Genomic DNA, 19,761 nt, shown 5'->3' on the forward strand with positions numbered 1-19,761 from the left:
GCTCCGGCTAGTGCTGTTCGTACACCTTGGGATCGAGCGTGCCGATGTACGGCAGGTCGCGGTAGCGCTCGTCGTAGTCCAGGCCGTAGCCGACCACGAACTCATCGGGGATGTCGAACCCGATGTGCGCGACGTCGATGTCGGCGCGCATGGCGTCGGGCTTGCGCAACAGCGTGCACACGCGCAGCGAGCGCGGTCCCCGGGTCGCCAGGTTGCGCAGCAGCCACGACAGGGTCAGGCCGGAGTCGATGATGTCCTCGACGATCAGCACGTCGCGGCCGCTGATGTCGCGGTCGAGGTCCTTGAGGATGCGCACCACGCCCGACGACGAGGTCGACGACCCGTATGAGCTGACGGCCATGAACTCCAGCTGCGTCGGCAGCGGGATCGCGCGCGCCAGGTCGGTGACGAACATGACCGCGCCCTTGAGCACGGTGATCAGCAGCAGATCCTGGTCGCCGGAGTCGGCGCGATAGTCCGCGGCGATGAGCGCGGCCATCTCCGCGATGCGCGCCTGAACCTGCTCCTCCGACAGGAGAACCGACTTGATGTCACCCGGGTACAGATCCACTGCAACAGCGTGCCATGCCTGCTCGCCGAGTACCAAGACCGTCCCGCTGCGCGGTCGGTCACACGGGCCGGGCGGCGACTGTGAGCATTCCGGCGCGGCGGGTGACCACGAACCGCTGATACCGCAGCGGCGAGGGCACCGCGGTGCCGCCCTGCCCGTGCCAGTCCCCGACCAGCGCGTCGACGGCGCGCAGCTGCACGTCGGTGAGCGCCGTCGCTCCGACATCCAGCAGCCAGCCGCGGATCACCCGGCGCCGCAGGGCAGCCGGGAGGTCCTCGAGTCCGGCGACGGCCAGGCCGGCGGCGGTGCCAGGTCCCGAGTCGCTGCGCAGTGCGGCCAGATGCCCGGCGGCCAGGGCGTCGAGGGCGTCGTTGTCCTCCCGCAGGGCGGCGGCGGTACGGGCCAGCGCCGGCGCGACCCCGCCGGACAGCACCTCTTCGAGCAGCGGCAGCACCTCGGTGCGCAGCCGCACGCGGGTGTAGCGCGGGTCGGTGTTGTGCGGGTCCTGCCACGGCGTGAGCCCCAGCTCGGCGCAGGCGGCCTCGGTGGCGGCACGCCGTACCTCCAGCAGGGGACGGCCCCACGGCGGGTCCCAAACCCGCATGCCGGCAATGGATCTCGGGCCCGAGCCCCGACCCAACCCGAGAAGTACCGTCTCGGCCTGGTCGTCGAGCGTGTGTGCGAGCAGCACCGGCGCCCCGCCGCGGGCCTGGTTCAATGCGTCATACCGCGCGGTACGGGCGGCACCTTCTGGGCCGCCAGCGGTGCCGACGTCGACGGAAATGATCTGGGCGTCAACACAACCCAGTTTCCTGGCTTGAGCGGCGGCCGTGGCCGCCACCTCCGCCGATCCGGATTGCAGACCGTGGTCGACGATCAAGGCGGTGGTCGGTTTCAGGGCGGCGGCAACAGCCGTCAGCGCCAGCGAGTCGGCGCCCCCGGAAAGCCCGACGCACCAGCGGTCGGCCGGATGCCGGCGCGCGAAGCCGGCGACGGCCGCGCGCAGCGACATCAGAGCACTCGATCGATCCATCGCCGCGGCTCGTCGATTTCGGTTGGCAGCGGCAGGGTTTCGCCGTCTGTCCAGATCGCGTTGAACCGTGTCATGCCGACCGTCGACACCACCTCGTCGACGAACTTCTTGCCGCGGGTGTACTGCGCCACCTTGGCGTCGACGCCAAGCAGGGCGCGGAGGATCCGTTGCAGCGGCGAATGTTTGCGGTGCCGACGCTCGTCGAACCGGCTGCGGATGGCGGCCACCGACGGCACCACCGCCGGCCCGACGGCGTCCATCACGTGGTCGGCGTGACCTTCCAGCAGGGTCCCCAACACCAGCAACTGGTCCAGCGCGCGCTGCTGCTCGTCGGACTGCATGATGCGCATGACGCCCAGGATGCCTTGCGAATTCGGGTCGGCCTCGCCGCTGCGCTGGGCGCGCACATACTCGGCCAACCGGCCGGCGATGTCACCGGCATCCAGGCCGGACTCGTCCGTCAGGACCGCCAGCGCCTGCGACATGTGGTCGGTGAGCCACGGGTTGGCGCGGAACTGCACGCGGTGCGTCACTTCGTGCAGACACACCCAGAGCCGGAAGTCGGACGGATCGACCTTCAATTGCCGTTCTGCGGCAATCACATTCGGGGCCACCAAGAGGAGTTCGCCACGATTGCCGGCGAACGGGTCGTACTGCCCCAGGATGCCCGACGACACGAACGCCAGCACCGCGCCGGTCTGCGCGCCCGCGATCCGCCCGCCGACCATCGCGGCAAGGCCTCTGGCACTTGATGTTTCGCCGCCCGTCATCACCCGCATCGATTCGCTGGCGGCGCGCACCCAGTCCTGCCGGTCGACGACGCGCGCTTCGGGCATCTCGGCACCCTCGCCCAGCAGCGTCACCTCCCGCACCGGGAGCTCGGCCCGGCGGGCCGAATCGGCGAGCTGCTCGCGCACCTGGTTGCGGGTGTAGTCGGTGGTCTCCGGCTCGGGGCGGGTCAGTTTGGCACCGACCGTGGCGGCGAAGCCCCAGTCGACGGCACGGCCGACTGTCGGCGTCCGGCTCACGAGCCGCACCCGCAGGACCGGAACGCCGCAGCCAGGGCGTCCAGTGCGGTGCGACCTTCCGGACCGGCGTTGTTGGAGATCAGGGCGAAGGTCAGGACTCGTCCGCTCTGATCGGTGACGATGCCCGCCAGCGCGTTGGTACCCGTCAGCGAGCCGGTCTTGGCCCGCAGGTATCCGGCCGACGGGGTGTCGGCGTAGCGGTTCCAGAGCGTGCCGCTGCCACCGGCGATCGGCAGGGCGTCGAGCAGCGGGCGCAGGCGGGGTTCGCTGTTGCCCGCGGCGGCATTGACCACGTCGTCCAGAACGGTCGCGGTGAGCCGGTCATTGACCGACAGGCCGCTGGCATCGAACAGCGTCGCACCCGAAGTCGTCAGTCCCGCCTTCGCCAGCTGCCCGAGGACGGCGCGGACCCCGCCGTCGAAACTCTGCGGCTGGTTCACCGCGGCGGCGACCTCGCGGCCGACCGACTCGGCAATGACGTTGTCGGAGGCGCCCATCATCTCGCGCAGGCGCTCGATCAGCGGCGGGGATTGCACCGCCGCGAGCTGCTGGCCGCCGGCCGGCGTGGTGCGGATCGTCACGTCGGCGGGATCGACGCGCAGCGCCGCAGCCAGGGCCCGCCCGGCGTCGAGCGCCGGGGTGGTCGACCGCCTGGACTCCACGGTGGTGGGTTGAACACGACCGGCGTCGATCATCACCGACTGGATCGGAGCCCAGTCACCGCCCTCGATGTCGGCCAGGTCCCAGCCCGGCGCCATCGTCGGGCCGGAGTAGAGGCTGACGTCGACCTGCACGGCCGTGGGTGTGATGCCGGCTTTGCGGATCTGGTCGGCCAAGTCGGAGATGCGGGCCGCGTCGCCGTACCAGGTGTCGGTGCCGGGCGGTGCCGCGGACAGCGTCGGGTCACCGCCGCCCTTGAGCACCACGACGCCGGGGGTGTCGCCCGATACGACCGTCGTGGTCAGCCGGGCGTTGCGGTCGAGCGTGAGCAGCGCGGCGGCGGCCGTCAGCGTCTTGTTCGTCGACGCGGGCTGCAACGGGATGCTCGCGCCCTGGGCCCACAGCTGGGTGCCGGTGACGGCATCGGTGACCCTGCCGCCCAGCATGCCGAGATTCGGGTTCGCCGCCAGCGGCGCCAGCACGGCGGCCAGCTGCCCGGGCACCGGTTGCGCGGCGGAGTCGGAGACCGGCTGCACCCCGGGCCGGGGCGTGACGAGCGCCGGTCGGGGCTTGACGGCCGTCCCGGCTGTGGGGACGGCCTCGTGCCTCGTCATCACTGCGGCCGCTGCCACCAGTGCGGCGACCAGCACCAGAACTGCCACACCGATCACCACGTGGGTCGATCGGCGCCACCGGGTGGGCCGCATGCTGCTCCTGAACTGCTCCGGGTCGTCGGATGTCACTGAGCAGGGTATCGCTCGTCTAAGGTGTACCCGGTTATCAGCACAGAGCTAAGGAGCCTCCCGGTGGAGCACGAAGTCGTCATCGAGATCCCCAAGGGTTCGCGCAACAAGTACGAAGTGGACCACGAGACCGGCCGGGTGAAGCTCGACCGCTACCTGTTCACCCCCATGGGCTACCCCACCGACTACGGGTTCTTCGAGAACACCCTCGGCGAGGACGGCGACCCGCTGGACGCGCTGGTGCTGCTCACCGAGTCGGTCTTCCCGGGCTGCATCGTCGACGCCCGCCCGGTCGCCATGTTCAAGATGACCGACGAGGCCGGCGGCGACGACAAGCTGCTCTGCGTGCCCGCCGGTGACCCGCGCTGGGACCACATCCAGGACGTCAGCGACATCTCGAAGTTCGAGCTGGACGCCATCAAGCACTTCTTCGTGCACTACAAGGACCTGGAACCGGGCAAGTTCGTCAAGGCCGCCGACTGGGTCGGCCGCAAAGAGGCCGAAGAAGAGCTGGCCCGCTCGATCGCCCGGTTCGAAGAACAAGAGCACTGACCCGCGGAGCCCTGTCCCCCGCCGTACCCTGAAAGAGGTACAGCGGGGTCAGGACTCCAGATGGAATGGTTCTCAGCGCCCGAATACTGGTTCAGCCGGCTGGTGCTGGAGCGCGGCATCGCCGGCGTGTACCTGATTGCGTTCATTTGCGCCGCAAGGCAATTCCGCGCATTGCTCGGCGAACACGGCATGCTGCCGATTCCGCGCTATCTGGCCGCGGTGTCATTCCGGCAGGCGCCCAGCATCTTCCATTGGCACTACTCCGATAGGTTCTTCGCGACCGTCGCCTGGTGCGGTGCGGCGCTCAGTCTTGCGCTGGTCGCGGGCGCCGGCGATCTCGTACCGCTGTGGGCGGCGATGCTCGGGTGGCTACTGCTGTGGGTGCTGTACCTGTCGATCGTCAACGTCGGGCAGCAGTGGTATGCCTTCGGCTGGGAGTCCCTGCTGCTGGAGGCCGGGTTTCTGGCGATATTCCTCGGAAACGACACCATCGCGCCGCCGGTGCTGGTGATCTGGCTCGCGCGATGGCTGGTTTTCCGCACCGAGTTCGGTGCGGGACTGATCAAACTGCGCGGTGACCGCTGCTGGCGCGACCTGACGTGCCTCTACTACCACCACGAGACCCAGCCCATGCCGGGCCCGCTGAGCTGGTTCTTCCATCACCTGCCCAGGCCGCTGCACCGGGTCGAGGTGGCGGTCAACCACGTCACCCAACTCGTGGTGCCGTTCGGCTTGTTCGCGCCGCAGCCCGTTGCCACTGTCGCGGGCGGCATCGTGGTGATCACCCAGCTGTGGCTCGTGATCTCCGGCAACTACGCCTGGCTGAATTGGCTGACGATGGTGCTGGCTTTCAGCGCGATAGCCGCGCCGGTGCCGGCACCGGCCATGCAGCCGGCAGCCCCGGCCTGGTTCATGGCGCTCGTTGTCGCGTTCGGTGTGCTGGTCGTGGTGTTGAGCTATTGGCCGGCGCGAAATCTGATCTCGCCGGGGCAGCGCATGAACGCCTCGTTCAACTCGCTGCACCTGGTTAATACGTACGGCGCATTCGGCTCGATCGGCCGCATCCGGCGGGAGGTGGTGATCGAGGGCACCGACGAACCTGAAATCACCGATCAGACGGTATGGCAGGAATACGAGTTCAAGGGCAAGCCCGGCGCCATCGGCCGCTTGCCGCGCCAGTGGGCGCCCTACCATCTGCGTCTCGACTGGATGATGTGGTTCGCCGCCATCTCACCGACCTACGGGCGGCAGTGGTTCGTCGGCCTGCTGGAGCGATTGCTACGGGGTGACGCGGAAACGCTGAAGCTGCTGCGGCACAATCCTTTCCCGGAATCACCGCCCCGCTATGTGCGCGCTCAGACTTTTCGTTACCGCTACACCACACCCCGCGAGCTCCGGCAGGACCGCGTGTGGTGGCACCGCACCGCCGAAGGCCAGTACTTCCCGCCGGTGGCACTGCCGACTCGATGACGGGGTCAGCGCGCCGCTTCGATCCGGCCCGCCAGCATAGCCGTCCAGTCCGCGATGTACTCGTCATCGGGGGTGTCCGACTGCGGGGCGTGAAAGACGACGCGCGTCGCGTGCTTGCCCAGCAGCGCGTTGACCCCGACCACCGCGATCCGCCTGGCCTCGTTCCGATCGAGGCCGGGCGCGCAACCCCAAATCCAATCAGCCAGCTCGCTGTAGAGGCCGTCGACCAGGGCGGCATAGGCCCCGTTGACGCGGTCCGACTGATCCGCCGGCGTGCGGGCTGCCACCTGCAGGAACTGACTCTCCTGGTTCAGCACGCTCAGCACGTACCGGCCGAGCAGCGTGAGTTCTGTCCGCAGCTCTCCTTCACCGGCGAACAGCGCGCCGATGTCGTGCATCGCGCGGCGCCGGTCCAGCTGCCGGTCGATCCCGGCCGCGAGCACGGCCTCTTTGGTCTTGAAGTGGTTGTAGAGCGCGCCGCAGCCCGGCACCAGGCCGGCCGCTTTCTCGATCTGAGTGATGCTGGTGGCGTTGTAGCCCTGCTCACTGAACAGCCGCATGGCCTCGGTGACCAGCCGTTCTTTGGTCGATGTCTGCACTCTTGACCGCCTATAAGAACTGTCATATGTTTCGTACTAGGTCACCATACAACGCTGGGAGGCGCAATGACCGGGAATGTGCCGCGCGGACGCATCCGCCGCACCATGCCGGTCGCCGGCTTCACCGCACGCGCTGCCGGTGGACGGATGGTCGCGGCGCTGCGGGAGAAGGCCGGCAACACCGGCGCCGTCGAACGCTTCCACGAACGCACCGCCGAGCAGTACGCCGAATTGCTCGGCCACTCCAAGGGCGTGTTGATGAAGGCCGGCCAGTTGGTGTCCATGGTCGACGCCAATGCCATTGGCGCCGGTGAACTCTCGCCGTACCAGCGGGCGCTGACCCGGCTGCAGGCCGACGCGCCGCCGATGGACTCGGCACTGGCCCGACAGGTCGTCGAGGACGACCTGGGGCGCCCGATCTCGGCCGTCTTCGCGTCGTTCTCCGACCAACCGATGGCGGCGGCGTCCATCGGACAGGTCCACCGGGCCGTCTTGCACGACGGCCGCGACGTCGCCGTGAAAATTCAGTACCCCGGTGTGGCACAAGCTATTCGCGATGACCTGTCAAACACTGAACTGCTGGCGACGATGTTCCGGTTCGCGGCGGGCGCGGCCAACACGCTCGGCGCCGTCCTTCCCGATGTCACACCCATCGCCGCAGAGATTTCCGAACGCATCTCCGAGGAGATCGACTACCGCCGCGAGGCCGCCCACATCACCGCGTTCCATGAGCTGTACCGCGATCATCCGTTCATCCGGGTACCTGAGGTCGTTCGCGAGTCATCGGGTGACCGCGTCCTCACCATGACGTACCTGGACGGATTGGACTGGGCCGCAGCGCAAGACGTCGATCAGAATTTGAAGGATACCTGGGGCGAGGTGATCACCCGGTTCATCGCCGGAGCGTACCGGCACGGCAATCTGTTCCACGCCGACCCGCACCCGGGCAATTACCGATTCGGCCTCGACGGCACGGTCGGATTCGTCGACTTCGGCTGCGTGAAGGTACTCACCGAACGCCAACGCCGCCTGATCGTGCAGATGCTCCGCTCCGCGGTGGACGGACAAAAGGACCGTCTGCGCGCAGGCATGGTCGAAAGCGGTTTCTTCACAGCAGATTCCGTACTCACTGCCGATGACGCCCACCGCTGGTATCAGCAGATCATCTACGAGTTGCTCGCCCCGCAACCGGTGACCTACACCGAAGAGACCTCACGGCGCGCCATCGCGTCATTGCTCGATGTCCGCGACGCCGACCACCTCATGCGGCATATCACGGTGCCGCCTGACTTCGTGTTCTTCTCCCGGCTGAACCTGTCGATGAACGCCATCTTCACCGCCTTGCACGCGACCTTCTACGCCCGTGCCGCAGTCGACGACATGGACGGCGTCGCGGAGCCGATCACCGAGTTGGGCCACCAGCACGTGGCCTGGGTTCGCGGCCGCGGCTTACCTTTCGGAGTGGACGGCCGATCATGAGCACCGCTGACGTCACCGCGGCGCGGCTGCCCTGGGACGCCGCCGATCCCTACCCCTTCTACGAAGCCCGGCGGCGCGACGGAGATGTCGTGTGGGACAACGTCGCCCAAGGTTGGCTGGTGCTCGGCTACGAGGCGGCCCGGACGGTGCTCGGCGGGTCCGGCTGGACCAGCGATCCACTGGCCAACCCGGTGGCACGCGCATCCATGACCATGATGGCGCCGGAATTCACCAAGGCCTCGATGCTTTTCACCGACGGCGCCGACCACGACCGGCTGCGCGGCGCGGTCCGGGACGCCTTCACGCGCAGCACGATTGCCGGATTGACAGAGGGCGTGGAGACGATTGCCGCCGAGGTCATCGCACAGGCGCCCACCGGTGAGCCGTTCGATTTCATGTCGCAGATCGCCCTGCCGCTGCCGATCGCGGTGGTCGGCGAATGGCTGGACCTCGATCCGGGCCACGCGGCGTCGCTGCGGGAGCTGTCCCCGTCGATCATCCGCATGCTGGGCACCCTGGCCGATCCCGCGGAGGTGGCCGAGGGGTTCGGTGCCGCCGCCGCATTGATGGCGGAGTTCCTGCCGCTCGCCGCCGACCGACGGGCCCATCCCGGCGACGATCTGTTCAGCTTCATCGCCACCGATCCCGACCTGTCTCTCGATGACGTCGTGGTGACGGCCATCCTGATCGCGGTCGCCGGGCACGAGACCACGGCGAATCTCCTTGGTGCAGGACTGATTCGACTGGTGAATGAGCGGGTCGACGCCGTCGACGGAGCGGTGTTCACCGAGCTGTTGCGGCTCGACGGCCCCGTGCAGTCGACGGTGCGCACCGCCACCGAGAACCACCGGCTGGCCGGGGCCGACATCGCCGCCGGAGACAGCGTCGTCGTCGTGGTGGCTGCCGCCAACCGCGACCCGTCGGTGTTCGACGAGCCAGACCGCTTCCGGTTGGGACGCACCGGCCCCGCTCCCCTGGCCTTCGGCTACGGGGCCCACTACTGCCTGGGTTCGGCCCTGGCCCAGCTGGAGCTGACCGTCGCGCTGCGGGAAGTCCTTGCCCGCCAACCTGTTGTCAGCGGTCCTGTCGCGTGGCGCGATACCCCGGCCATTCGGGGGCCACAGACGGTGCCGGTGGTGTTCCACTGATGCGGGTGTTCGTCACCGGCGGGACGGGCGCCATCGGTGTCCACACTGTCCCGGCATTGGTCGCGGCGGGCCATACCGTCACTGCCCTGGCTCGCGGCGCGGACAAGGCCGCGTGGTTGCGGAGCCAAGGCGCTGCACCGGTTTCAGTGTCCCTGTTCGACCGCCGCGAACTGGCTGACGCGTTCGCCGGCCACGACGCGGTGGTCAACCTGGCATCCGCGCTGCCGGCGACCACCGCCTTCATCCGCAAATCCGCATGGGCGGAATGCGAGCGGGTCCGATCAGAGGGCTCGGCCACCGTCGTCGACGCCGCCCGGGATGCCGCTGTCCCCAAAATGCTTCAGGAATCTGTCGTGATGATCTACCGCGACGGCGGGGCGACTTGGCTCGATGAAAACCAGCCCGTCGACCACTACCCGATCACCCGTGGCAACCACGCCGCCGAGGCCAGCGCGCGCCGGTTCGCCGCGGGCGGCGGAGAGGCGACGATCCTGCGGTTCGGGGTGTTCTACGGTCCGCACGCGGCCCACAGTGAACAGATCCTCGATATGGCCAAGTGGCACATAGGGTTCTCCCCAGGCCGCAGCGACACCTACATGTCGTCGATCCATGTCGCGGACGCGGCGAACGCTGTCATCGCGGCGCTCACAGCACCCGGCGGCACCTACAACGTCGTCGACGACATGCCACTGACCAAGCGGGAATATGCCGAGGCCTGCGCCGCGGCCGTCGGGCGTCGCATCTGGTTCAGCGCGCCCGGAAGGCTGGGCCTTCTGCTCGGTGACCGGCTCACGTCGATCACCAGGTCACTTCGGGTGAGCAACAAGCGCTTTCGCGACGTTTCGGGCTGGCGGCCCCGTTACCCGAGCGCCGCCGAGGGCTACCGCGCGATGGCGCAGTTACGCTGAAAGACATTCCGACGGTGCAGATTCGCACCATGGCGTGACGCCGCGGAAGTCGTAGCGATGCGTCGCGATCCACCGGTAGACCCACTCCTGGATCGCACCGACCCCCGGGATGCCGTAGACCCACAACGGAAAACGAGTGCCAAGTGCCGCCGACACCGCCGCATTGGCCGCCTTGGCACCGCCGAACACTTCACCCGACGAATCCAGCCACCACACCGATTCCATGAGGTGTTCCGGTGTTACACCGAGACGTTCAGCGGTGCCCGGTTTCTGCAGTGGTTCGGTGCGGAGCCGGCCCGTCCGGTTCATTCGCAGCAGCGCGTTACGCGCGCGGGTGCACATCCCGCACTTGCCGTCGAAGAACAGCACACCGTCCACGTCTTCATCATGCGCCGCCAAGCGCACTCCGTTGCCGTGAGTCGGCACACATCTGGCTACTGACACAGAATGCGCGGCCGCGATCCCTTGTCGATGATCGCGAGATGCACTCTGCGCATCAGTACCTGCAATCCGGTTGGCATCGGTGGCGCAGTCGAGGTGTAGACCGCACCGGTCGGGGTGGTCAGTTCGGTGGTGTGCCGCCCGTACCGGTCGTAGGTGGTACGGGCGTGCCAACCGGGTTCTTCTTTGACGTAGTTGCAGTGCTCGCAGAGGCCTTGCCCGTTGCGGGCAGCGGTGGGCCCGTCCGCCACGTGTGGGGTGACGTGGTCGAGGTGCCGAATCGGGGCGTTGCAGTACGGCGTACGGCACGTTTGGTCGCGCATGGCGATGAACCGGGCCAGCCCCTTGGGGAAGGTTCGTGATTTCGACTCCATCGCGACCAGATTGCCGGTGGCAGGCTGAGCGTAGAGCCGCCGCAACGACGCTTCGGCCTGCTCGTCGAGAACCGCTCGTTCGATGAGTTGACGAGCCAGGACCGCGGGGATAGGACCATAGCCCTCCAGGTGCGCCGGTTCGGAGCCGCCGGCGAGCAGGGTGTCGTCAGAGAGCACGAGGTTGACCGCCACCGACGCCGGCACGGTGAGTGGGTTTCGACCCGTGACACGTTCGACCACGGTGTCGGCCATGATCTGACTGCAGGTCCGCCCGTCGGCGCAGCCATCGCGTGTGGCCTCGCCGGCAGCGGCCTTCAACGCCCCATACGTCTCGTAGGCCTCGACCACCGGCAGAACCACCGTCAGGTACGCCATCCCATCGGGAGCGGGTCGGATGGTCGCCCGCCGCCCACTCGGGGCCTGCCGAATCTTGTCCAGTACGGCTTCCCGGTCGAGCCGATAGGCGATGCGCTTTGCCCGGGCCGTGATCTTCTTGTCGCCCAGCCCCTCCAGATCTCCGGGCTCGGCGCACATCTGGGCATCCAACTTCGCTCGATCACCCGGCGATAGGCAGGCCGCTTCGCGGCAGATCAACCCGGCCCGCCATTCCGAGAGCGCCCCGGATTCGAGCGCGGCCAGGGTGTGCGGCATGCCACCAATCAGCATCCGAACCGTGGCCAGGTACTGCTTGCCCTGATAGGGCGATTGGCGCCGGGCCAGCCCGATCTCGGTCCCCAGACCCCGCGAAGACTTTCCGTCGGCCTGCCGAATCGCGTCCCACGCCGCGGTCACGCGCACCTGCTGCGCGGCGACCAGACCTTTGAGCCGTTCGAGTTCAACGAGCTGATCCCGCAGTGCCGCCTCCCCGGCGCCGGGGAGAATCTCTATCAAACATTCGAACATACGTTCTATATTAACCGACGAATCTGATGCGCGCCAGGACCCTGGTACACGAATTTGCCCCGCTGTAACACGGGGAAATCTGCTTGTACCCTGCGAGTTCGACCATGTCTATGTGTTGATGCATCAGGGAATCGGTCTCGACGCGTTCAACGCCATGCCGAAGCAGCGGGCGGTGCACGCACTGTACGAATGCTGCTACAGCGTGCCGCTGGCCGGCAGCCTCGCCGACGGACGGGACTACACCGACCACGACCGCCTCTTCCGGCGGGCCGACGACCTCCTCTTCGCCCTCAGCGATGCCTCGGTGGACGAGATCCTTCAGGCCTATCCGCAGGTCGGGCGCCGGCCCGGCAGCGTCCGATCGCAGTTCGAACAGTGCGCGGTGTGCGACCGTGACCCCGGCCTGATGGCAACGCTGACGATGAATGCGTCCACCTATCGCGATCACTTCGGCTTCGACTTCGTGATGTTCGTCGGAGCAATGAGCGCAGAGGAAGTGCTGAACCACATGGCCGACCGCATGCACAACGACCACGAGACCGAGCGCAAGGTCGTCCGCAACGAGCTGGCCCGGATCAACCGGACCCGGCTGGAGCGCATGCTCGGACCCGAGGGCGGCTACAACAACTGGTAACGAAGCCGCCACGGCGTGCCCGCCGCCGGGAAGCGTTCGCCAAGCCTTAGTAGTTTGTACCCGTGCATCAGGAGATCCCCCCGCAGTACGTGCGTTCAGCAGACGCACCGCAGGCTCGGACCCTCATCGACATCCTCTACGCCACGGCCGACCAATATCCCGATGCGCCTGCGATCGATGACGGCACCGTCCAGCTCACCTACGCCGAGCTGATCGCCGACGTCCAGGAAAGCGTGACCTGGCTGGCCGCCCGGGGAATCGGCCGCGGTGACCGCATCGGCATCCGCATGCCGTCCGGCAGCTACGCGCTCTACGTGTCGATTCTGGCGACCCTCGCAACCGGCGCGGCCTACGTCCCAGTCGACGCCGACGATCCCGAGGAACGTGCCGCGCTGGTCTTCGGTGAAGCCGGCGTCGTCGGCATCATCACCGAAGCCGGCCTCGTCCGCGGGCCCGGCTCCACTCGTGGCTGGCTGGCCGGCCAGCCACTGACCCGCGACGACGCCTGGATCATCTTCACGTCGGGCTCCACCGGTACCCCGAAGGGTGTGGCGGTCACGCACCGCAACGCCGCGGCGTTCGTCGACGCCGAGGCCGAGATCTTCCTGCGGGACAACCCGCTGGGCCCGGGCGACCGCGTGCTGGCCGGTCTGTCGGTTGCCTTCGACGCCTCCTGCGAGGAGATGTGGCTGGCCTGGCGCCACGGCGCCTGCCTCGTCCCGGCGCCGCGCTCGCTGGTACGCAGTGGCATGGACCTGGGCCCCTGGCTCGTCTCCCGCGACATCACCGTCGTCTCGACGGTCCCCACGCTGGCATCCTTGTGGCCGGCCGAGGCGCTGGAGGCGGTGCGCCTGCTGATCTTCGGCGGCGAGGCCTGCCCGCCCGAGCTCGCCGAGCGCCTGGCCGTCGAGGGCCGCGAGGTGTGGAACACCTACGGACCCACAGAGGCCACCGTCGTCGCCTGCCTGGCGCCGCTCGGTGGTGGCCCGGTCAGCATCGGGCTGCCCCTGCCCGGCTGGGACCTCGCGGTCGTCGACAAGGACGGCCAGCAGGTCGGCTACGGCGATGTCGGAGAGCTGGTGATCGGCGGCGTCGGTCTGGCCCGCTACCTGGACCCGGAGAAGGACGCCGAGAAGTACGCCCCGATGGAGTCCCTCGGCTGGGGCCGCGCGTATCGCAGCGGTGACCTGGTCCGGCTCGAGGCGGACGGTTTGTACTTCCAGGGCCGCGCCGACGATCAGGTCAAGGTCGGCGGACGACGGATCGAACTCGGCGAGGTCGACGCCGCGCTGGTCAACCTGCCGGGCGTCAGCGGCGGCGCCGCCGCGGTGCGCAAGACGGCCACCGGCACTCCCCTGCTGGTGGGGTACATCGCCAGCGCAGACCCTGAATTCGACGTCGCGAAGGCCCGCAAGGAACTGGCACAGTCGTTGCCCGCCGCGCTGGTGCCGCGTCTCGTGCTGGTCGACGAATTGCCCACGCGCACATCCGGAAAGGTCGACCGCAACGCGCTGCCCTGGCCCATTGAGTCGGCGGGCTCGGGCTACGACGACAGCCCCGACCTGGACGGCACCATGGGCTGGCTCGCCGGACTGTGGCGCGATGTCCTGGCCGCCCCCATCGACGGCCCCGGCGCCGACTTCTTCGCCCTCGGCGGCGGCTCGTTGTCCGCGGCACAACTCGTCTCACTGCTGCGCCAGAAGTACCCGCAGGTCACCGTCGCCGACCTTTACGACCACCCGCGCCTCGGCTCACTGGCCGGGTACCTCGACGAACTCGACCCGCCACCGGCGGTCGAAACCCGAAGCGTCACACCGGTTCCGCTGACGACCCAGCTGATCCAGTCGCTCGTCGCGGTCCCACTCGCCACCCTGGCCGGCATGCAGTGGGTGGTCTGGCTGGCGCTGCTGAACAACGCCGCTGCCGCGCTGCATCTGCTGCCCTGGGCCCGCACCGTGAACTGGTGGGTGGTCCTGATCGGATTCCTGGTGTTCGTCACGCCCATCGGCCGCATGGGCATCGCCGTGTTCTGCGCCCGGGCCCTGCTGTCAGGACTGGAACCGGGCACCTACAAGCGCGGCGGCTCCGAGCACCTGCGGGTGTGGCTCGCCGAACGCCTCGGCGAGGCCAGCGGCGCCGAGAACCAGGCCGGCGCACCATGGTTGGTGTACTACGCCCGGGCACTGGGCAACCAGGTCGGCGACGGCGTCGACCTGCACTCGGCCCCGCCGGTCACCGGCATGCTCACCCTCGGTGACCGCTGCTCCGTCGAGCCGGAAGTCGACCTCACCGGGCACTGGATCGACGGCGACCTCTTCCACGTCGGACCCATCAGCATCGGCAACGACGCCACCATCGGTGCCCGGACCACGCTGCTGCCGGGTGCCGTGGTGGGCAAGAACGCCGATGTCGCACCGGGTTCCGGCGTGATCGGCAAGGTCAAGGCCGGGCAGTACTGGAAGGGTTCACCGGCGGTGAAGTCCGGCAAGGCCCACCACCCGTGGCCCGACGAGCGGCCGGGTCGCGCGCCGATCTGGGTGGCCATGTACGGGCTGACGTCGGTGCTGCTGGGCGGGCTGCCGATCCTGGCCCTCGGTGCCGGACTCGCGGTGCTGATCCTGCCGGTGCGCCATACCCATTCACTGCGAGAGGCGATCCTGCCGGTCGCGTTGTGGACGCCCGTCGCCGCGGTGGTCGCCATGGCGGTGTACGCCGTGCTGACCGTGATCGGGGTGCGTCTGCTGGCCCTCGGCCTGACCGAGGGATACCACCCCGTGCGCAGCCGCGTGGGCTGGCAGCTGTGGGCCACCGAGCGGCTGATGGACGCCGCCCGCAACTACCTGTTCCCGATCTACGCCAGCCTGCTCACGCCATGGTGGCTGCGGATCCTTGGCGCGAAAGTCGGTAAGGACACCGAGATTTCGACGGCGCTGCTGACGCCGAAGTTCACCGAAGTGCACGACGGCGCGTTCCTGGCTGACGACACCATGGTGGCGTCATACGAACTCGGGGGCGGCTGGATCCACGTGGCCAAGGCGACCGTCGGACGGCGTGCGTTCCTGGGCAACTCCGGCATCACGCAACCCGGTCGCCGGGTCCCCGACGACGGACTCGTGGCCGTGCTGTCGGCGACCCCGTACAAGGCCAAGGCCGGGTCGTCGTGGCTGGGCAGCCCGCCGATCCGGCTGCGCCGCCAGCCAACTGAGGCGGACGCTCTGCTCACCTTCCACCCGTCGCTGCGGCTGAAGATCATGCGGTCGACGGTCGAGACGCTGCGCATCATCCCGGTGATGGTGTCGTTCGGCATCGGGGTGGCGGTGCTCGGCGTCCTGCAGGCCCTCAGCGGCGAATTCGGTTGGCTGTGGGCGTCATTGGGCGCCGGACTGGTACTGCTGAACGCGGGTGCCATCGCCGGGGCCATCGCGGTGGTGGCGAAATGGCTTATGGTCGGGCGCATCCGGGCCGTCGAGCATCCGCTGTGGTCACCGTTCGTGTGGTGGAACGAGGTATCCGACACGTTCGTCGAGACGGTCGCGGCGCCGTGGTTCGCTCGGGCTGCCAGCGGCACCCCGGTGATGAACTTGTGGCTGCGGGCCCTCGGCGCCGCGATCGGACGCGGCGTGTGGTGCGAAACCTATTGGCTGCCAGAGGCGGACCTGGTCACGCTCGGCCGGGGCGCGACGGTGAACCGGGGCTGCGTCGTGCAGACCCACCTGTTCCACGACCGCATCATGCAGTTGGACACCGTGGTGCTGGAAGCGGGCGCCACCCTTGGCACCCACTGCGTGGCGCTACCCGCGGCCAGCATCGGTGCCGGCGCGACAGTCGGCCCGGCCTCACTGGTGATGCGCGGCGACGCGGTGCCGGCCTCGACTCGCTGGCAGGGCAATCCGATTGCCCCGTGGGTCGGTAAGAAGCGCAAGTCCGGCAATCGACAAAAGGCGCAGGCCGCGTGAGCCCGGCGAACAAGAAGGACAGCAAAAATCTTGCGCCGGTGATCGATCCGTATCTGCCGAACAACGGCAACTTCGGGTATCGGGTGTCCCGCTACGAACTGAGCCTCGAATACCGGGTGGAGAGCAACCGCCTGACGGGCATCGCCAGCATCACCGCGGTCACCCTGGCGTCGCTCCACTGGTTCACCCTGGATCTGTCCGATGCCCTGTCGGTGGTCAAGGTCGAAGTCAACGGCCGGCGTCCGGCCAAGTACCGCACCGTCAACGGCAAGCTGCACATCACCCTGCCCAATGCGTTGCCCGCCGGGGCCGCGATGAAGGTGACGGTGCGCTACGGCGGCAACCCGCGGCCGATCAAATCGATCTGGGGCACAGTCGGTTTCGAGGAGCTGACGGAGGGAGCCCTGGTCGCCGGGCAGCCCAACGGCGCGGCGTCCTGGTTCCCGTGCGACGACCATCCCAGCAGCAAGGCCAGCTACCGCATCGCGGTCAGCACCGACAGCCCATACCGCGTCATCGCCAACGGCGAGCTGGTGAGCCGTAAAACCCGTGCGGCCCAGACCATATGGGTGTACGAGCTCGCCGAGCCGACGTCGACCTACCTGATCACCCTGCAGATCGGCCGGTACGAGTCGATCCGGCTGTCCAAATCTGGGGTGCCGATGTCCGCGGCCCTGCCACAGCGACTGATCCGCAACTTCGAATACGACTTCGGCCGCCAGCCCCAGATGATGCAGCTGTTCACCCGGCTGTTCGGGCCATATCCGCTGTCGAGCGGCTACACCGTGGTGGTCACCGACGATGAGCTGGAGATACCTCTCGAGGCGCAAGGCATCTCGATCTTCGGCGCCAACCATTGCGACGGCCGCCGCGGCGCCGAGCGACTGATCGCGCACGAGATGGCGCACCAGTGGTTCGGCAATTCGGTGACGGTGCGCCGCTGGCGGGACATCTGGCTGCACGAAGGATTCGCCTGTTACGCCGAATGGTTGTGGGCCGAGGAGTCGGGCTGGCGCACCGCCGACCAACTGGCCGCGCACAATCTGCAGAAGCTCCGCAACTTGCCACAGAACCTGCTGCTGGCCGATCCCGGGCCCGAGGACATGTTCGACGACCGCGTGTACAAGCGCGGCGCGCTGACGCTGCACGCCCTGCGGCGCGCCATCGGCGACGCGAATTTCTTTGCACTACTGCGCGATTGGACCACCCGGTACCGGCACTCGACGGCCGTGACCGACGACTTCACCGGACTGGCCGCGAATTACACCGACCAGTCCCTGCGCGGACTGTGGACCGCGTGGCTCTACACGACGGAGCTGCCGGCGCTGTGAACCCCAGCAGTGTGGCGAGGGTCGCAGTCGCGACGGTGCTCAGCGCGCTCTGCGGCTACGCGATCCTGTATCTCGCCGCGCGTGATCTGGCCCCCGCAGGCTTCTCGGTGTTCAGCGTGTTCTGGGGTGCCTTCGGGTTGTTCACCGGCGCGGCCAACGGGCTACTGCAGGAAGCCACCCGTGAGGTCCGCATCGCACGGGCCGCCGAGCCCCAGCCGGGACCGCACCTGCAGCCGATCCGGGTGGCGGCAGTGGTGGCCGTCGCCGCGGCGCTGCTGATCGCCGGCACCGCCCCGCTGTGGGCGCCTCACGTCTTCGTCGAGTCCACCCCGCTGAGCGTGACGCTGCTGAGCGTCGGCCTGGCCGGTTTCTGCCTGCACGCCACCCTGCTGGGCGTGCTGGCCGGGGCCGACGGTTGGACCCAGTACGGCACGCTGATGGTGACCGACGCGGGCATCCGGGTTGCCGTAGCCGTTGCCGCATTCGTGCTGGGCTGGGGATTGGACGGCTACCTGTGGGCCACCGTCGCCGGCTCGATGTCGTGGCTGATCGTGCTGCTGGCGTCCCACGTGGCCCGGTCGGCGGCGGCCATCCACACCCCCGGGACACCCCGGACCTTCCTGACCGGCTCGGCGCATTCGATCGCCGCCGCCGGCGCCAGTGCCGTCCTGGTGATGGGCTTCCCCGTGCTGCTGCAAGCCACGTCCCGGGACCTCGGGGCCACCGGCGGCGTCATCATCCTGGCTGTGACGCTGACGCGCGCCCCGTTGCTGGTACCGCTGACCGCGATGCAAGGCAATCTGATCGCGCATTTCGTCGACAACCGGCGGCTGCGGGCCCTGCTCACCCCGGCGCTGGTGCTCGCCGGATTGGGCGGGCTGGCGGTGCTGGCCGCCGGGCTGGTCGGGCCGTGGCTGTTGCGCACGCTGTTCGGGCCCGAGTACGCCGCGAGCGGTGTGCTGCTGGCCTGGTTGACGGCCGGTGCGGTCACCATCGCCTTCCTGACCCTCACCGGCGCCGCGACCGTCGCCGCCGCGCTGCACCGGGCCTACGCCGTGGGCTGGGTGAGCGCCACGGTGGCCGCAGCGCTGTTGTTGCTGCTGCCGCTGGACCTGCAGACCCGCACCATCGTGGCGTTGATGTGCGGTCCGCTGGTCGGAATCGTCGTCCACCTGGCCGCGCTGGGCGCGATCAGGCGCCGCTGAGCGTGTATTTTCGGCAGCAACATGTCCTTTTATCGCGACGTCTGGATCGTCATCCCCGCCTACAACGAGGCGAGCGTCATTGCCGACGTCGTCGCTGATGTGCGCACCGTCTTCCCCAACGTCGTCTGTGTCGACGACGGCGGACGCGACGACACCGGCGACCGCGCCTTCTCCGCCGGTGCCCACGTGGTGCGTCACCCGGTGAATCTCGGCCAGGGCGCGGCCATCCAGACCGGCGTCGAGTACGCCCGATCTCGGCCGGGGGCAAAGATTTTCGCGACGTTCGACGCCGACGGCCAGCACCGGGTCAAGGACGTCGTGCGGATGATCGACCGACTGCGGACCGAGGACCTGGACATTGTGATCGGCACCCGGTTCGCCGACCAGCCGCCCGACCGCATGCCGATCCTCAAACGGCTGCTGCTGCCGATCGTCGCCAAGGTCAGTCCGTCCAGCCGCAAGCTGCACCTGACCGACGCGCACAACGGGCTGCGGGTTTTCAACAAGAAGGTGGCCGACGCGCTGAATCTGACCATGAACGGCATGAGCCACGCCAGCGAGTTCGTCTCGCTGATCGTGGAGAACCGCTGGCGGGTCGCCGAGCAACCGGTACAGATCCTGTACACCGACTATTCGATGTCGAAGGGTCAGCCGCTGGTCAACGGCGTCAATATCATCGTCGACGGACTGCTGCGCGGAAGGTTGCGCTGATGATCTGGAGTCGCT

The 19,761-nt window shown here is 68.3% G+C and carries 17 protein-coding genes; 10 read left to right on the plus strand and 7 right to left on the minus strand.

Annotated elements, in window-relative coordinates; genetic code table 11:
* Nucleotides 1-7: 7 nt before the first annotated feature.
* From hpt to dacB, 4 genes are read right to left on the minus strand one after another with little or no spacing between them, the layout of a single operon-like run.
* A complete protein-coding gene (gene hpt / locus AC3WTE_RS12805; RefSeq protein ID WP_492437920.1) occupies nt 8-607 on the minus strand; it encodes a hypoxanthine phosphoribosyltransferase in 600 nt (199 codons plus the stop codon).
* A 22-nt stretch (nt 608-629) separates the two neighbouring features.
* Entirely contained in the window at nt 630-1,604 is a 975-nt protein-coding gene (gene tilS, locus AC3WTE_RS12810) for a tRNA lysidine(34) synthetase TilS (RefSeq protein WP_492437922.1), read from the minus strand.
* On the minus strand, nt 1,583-2,641 hold the full coding sequence (locus AC3WTE_RS12815) for a zinc-dependent metalloprotease (RefSeq protein WP_492437924.1): 1,059 nt from the start codon (nt 2,639-2,641) through the stop codon (nt 1,583-1,585). Before AC3WTE_RS12815 ends, tilS begins: the two co-directional genes overlap by 22 nt.
* A complete protein-coding gene (dacB, locus tag AC3WTE_RS12820) occupies nt 2,629-3,999 on the minus strand; it encodes a D-alanyl-D-alanine carboxypeptidase/D-alanyl-D-alanine endopeptidase (protein WP_492437926.1) in 1,371 nt (456 codons plus the stop codon). The genes AC3WTE_RS12815 and dacB overlap by 13 nt, the downstream gene beginning before the upstream one ends.
* A 99-nt stretch (nt 4,000-4,098) precedes the next feature.
* Between dacB and AC3WTE_RS12825 the strand changes: the two genes are divergently transcribed.
* Together AC3WTE_RS12825 and AC3WTE_RS12830 are read left to right on the plus strand one after the other, a co-directional pair.
* Nucleotides 4,099-4,587, plus strand: a complete 489-nt coding sequence (locus AC3WTE_RS12825; protein WP_492437928.1) for an inorganic diphosphatase — start codon at nt 4,099-4,101, stop codon at nt 4,585-4,587.
* Nucleotides 4,588-4,647: 60 nt separating this feature from the next.
* Nucleotides 4,648-6,057, plus strand: coding sequence for a lipase maturation factor family protein (locus AC3WTE_RS12830; RefSeq protein WP_492437930.1), 1,410 nt, complete (start codon nt 4,648-4,650; stop codon nt 6,055-6,057).
* A gap of 5 nt (nt 6,058-6,062) precedes the next feature.
* Here AC3WTE_RS12830 and AC3WTE_RS12835 read toward each other — a convergent pair whose 3' ends face one another.
* Nucleotides 6,063-6,617, minus strand: coding sequence for a TetR/AcrR family transcriptional regulator (locus tag AC3WTE_RS12835; protein ID WP_492438267.1), 555 nt, complete (start codon nt 6,615-6,617; stop codon nt 6,063-6,065).
* 105 nt (nt 6,618-6,722) lie between these two features.
* Here AC3WTE_RS12835 and AC3WTE_RS12840 point away from each other — a divergent pair, with 105 nt between their 5' ends.
* Genes AC3WTE_RS12840 through AC3WTE_RS12850 form a run of 3 tightly spaced genes read left to right on the plus strand, consistent with a single transcriptional unit; the run spans nt 6,723 to nt 10,191 of the window.
* Nucleotides 6,723-8,135 carry an ABC1 kinase family protein gene (locus tag AC3WTE_RS12840; protein ID WP_492437931.1) on the plus strand — a complete coding sequence of 471 codons (1,413 nt, stop codon included), beginning with the start codon at nt 6,723-6,725 and terminating at the stop codon, nt 8,133-8,135.
* Nucleotides 8,132-9,283 carry a cytochrome P450 gene (locus tag AC3WTE_RS12845; protein WP_492437933.1) on the plus strand — a complete coding sequence of 384 codons (1,152 nt, stop codon included), beginning with the start codon at nt 8,132-8,134 and terminating at the stop codon, nt 9,281-9,283. The genes AC3WTE_RS12840 and AC3WTE_RS12845 overlap by 4 nt, the downstream gene beginning before the upstream one ends.
* The gene (locus tag AC3WTE_RS12850) at nt 9,283-10,191 is read left to right on the plus strand and encodes an NAD-dependent epimerase/dehydratase family protein (RefSeq protein ID WP_492437935.1); all 909 of its coding nucleotides are present in this window, start codon (nt 9,283-9,285) and stop codon (nt 10,189-10,191) included. The genes AC3WTE_RS12845 and AC3WTE_RS12850 overlap by 1 nt, the downstream gene beginning before the upstream one ends.
* Here the strand turns inward: AC3WTE_RS12850 and AC3WTE_RS12855 are convergent.
* A complete protein-coding gene (locus tag AC3WTE_RS12855; RefSeq protein ID WP_492437937.1) occupies nt 10,183-10,590 on the minus strand; it encodes a thiol-disulfide oxidoreductase DCC family protein in 408 nt (135 codons plus the stop codon). The two genes, AC3WTE_RS12850 and AC3WTE_RS12855, sit on opposite strands and share 9 nt — an antisense overlap.
* A gap of 35 nt (nt 10,591-10,625) precedes the next feature.
* Nucleotides 10,626-11,909, minus strand: a complete 1,284-nt coding sequence (locus tag AC3WTE_RS12860) for an HNH endonuclease (protein WP_492437939.1) — start codon at nt 11,907-11,909, stop codon at nt 10,626-10,628.
* Nucleotides 11,910-12,027: 118 nt separating this feature from the next.
* On the opposite strand from AC3WTE_RS12860, the gene AC3WTE_RS12865 reads away from it, so the two are divergent.
* The 5 genes from AC3WTE_RS12865 (at nt 12,028) to ppgS (ending at nt 19,746) form a co-directional block, all read left to right on the plus strand.
* Complete coding sequence (locus AC3WTE_RS12865; RefSeq protein ID WP_492438268.1) at nt 12,028-12,543, plus strand: 2-oxo-4-hydroxy-4-carboxy-5-ureidoimidazoline decarboxylase; 516 nt, start codon at nt 12,028-12,030, stop codon at nt 12,541-12,543.
* A 62-nt stretch (nt 12,544-12,605) separates the two neighbouring features.
* The gene (locus AC3WTE_RS12870; protein WP_492437941.1) at nt 12,606-16,499 is read left to right on the plus strand and encodes a Pls/PosA family non-ribosomal peptide synthetase; all 3,894 of its coding nucleotides are present in this window, start codon (nt 12,606-12,608) and stop codon (nt 16,497-16,499) included.
* Complete coding sequence (locus tag AC3WTE_RS12875; RefSeq protein WP_492437943.1) at nt 16,496-17,830, plus strand: M1 family metallopeptidase; 1,335 nt, start codon at nt 16,496-16,498, stop codon at nt 17,828-17,830. Before AC3WTE_RS12870 ends, AC3WTE_RS12875 begins: the two co-directional genes overlap by 4 nt.
* Nucleotides 17,827-19,035 carry a polysaccharide biosynthesis protein gene (locus AC3WTE_RS12880; RefSeq protein WP_492437945.1) on the plus strand — a complete coding sequence of 403 codons (1,209 nt, stop codon included), beginning with the start codon at nt 17,827-17,829 and terminating at the stop codon, nt 19,033-19,035. The genes AC3WTE_RS12875 and AC3WTE_RS12880 overlap by 4 nt, the downstream gene beginning before the upstream one ends.
* Before the next feature lie 21 nt (nt 19,036-19,056).
* Nucleotides 19,057-19,746, plus strand: coding sequence for a polyprenyl-phospho-N-acetylgalactosaminyl synthase PpgS (ppgS, locus tag AC3WTE_RS12885; protein ID WP_492437947.1), 690 nt, complete (start codon nt 19,057-19,059; stop codon nt 19,744-19,746).
* Nucleotides 19,747-19,761: the final 15 nt, after the last annotated feature.

This window comes from Mycobacterium sp. FW102-FHT13B02 (assembly GCF_058790275.1).

Excerpts from the sequence above, each read along its gene's own strand:
- AC3WTE_RS12830 (WP_492437930.1), top strand. The coding sequence starts at position 4,648 with ATGGAATGGTTCTCAGCGCCCGAATACTGGTTCAGCCGGCTGGTGCTG.
- AC3WTE_RS12865 (WP_492438268.1), top strand. The coding sequence starts at position 12,028 with ATGCATCAGGGAATCGGTCTCGACGCGTTCAACGCCATGCCGAAGCAG.
- AC3WTE_RS12835 (WP_492438267.1), bottom strand. The coding sequence starts at position 6,617 with ATGCGGCTGTTCAGTGAGCAGGGCTACAACGCCACCAGCATCACTCAG.
- AC3WTE_RS12850 (WP_492437935.1), top strand. The coding sequence starts at position 9,283 with ATGCGGGTGTTCGTCACCGGCGGGACGGGCGCCATCGGTGTCCACACT.
- AC3WTE_RS12840 (WP_492437931.1), top strand. The coding sequence starts at position 6,723 with ATGACCGGGAATGTGCCGCGCGGACGCATCCGCCGCACCATGCCGGTC.
- dacB (WP_492437926.1), bottom strand. The coding sequence starts at position 3,999 with ATGCGGCCCACCCGGTGGCGCCGATCGACCCACGTGGTGATCGGTGTG.
- AC3WTE_RS12845 (WP_492437933.1), top strand. The coding sequence starts at position 8,132 with ATGAGCACCGCTGACGTCACCGCGGCGCGGCTGCCCTGGGACGCCGCC.
- AC3WTE_RS12860 (WP_492437939.1), bottom strand. The coding sequence starts at position 11,909 with ATGTTCGAATGTTTGATAGAGATTCTCCCCGGCGCCGGGGAGGCGGCA.
- tilS (WP_492437922.1), bottom strand. The coding sequence starts at position 1,604 with ATGGATCGATCGAGTGCTCTGATGTCGCTGCGCGCGGCCGTCGCCGGC.
- ppgS (WP_492437947.1), top strand. The coding sequence starts at position 19,057 with ATGTCCTTTTATCGCGACGTCTGGATCGTCATCCCCGCCTACAACGAG.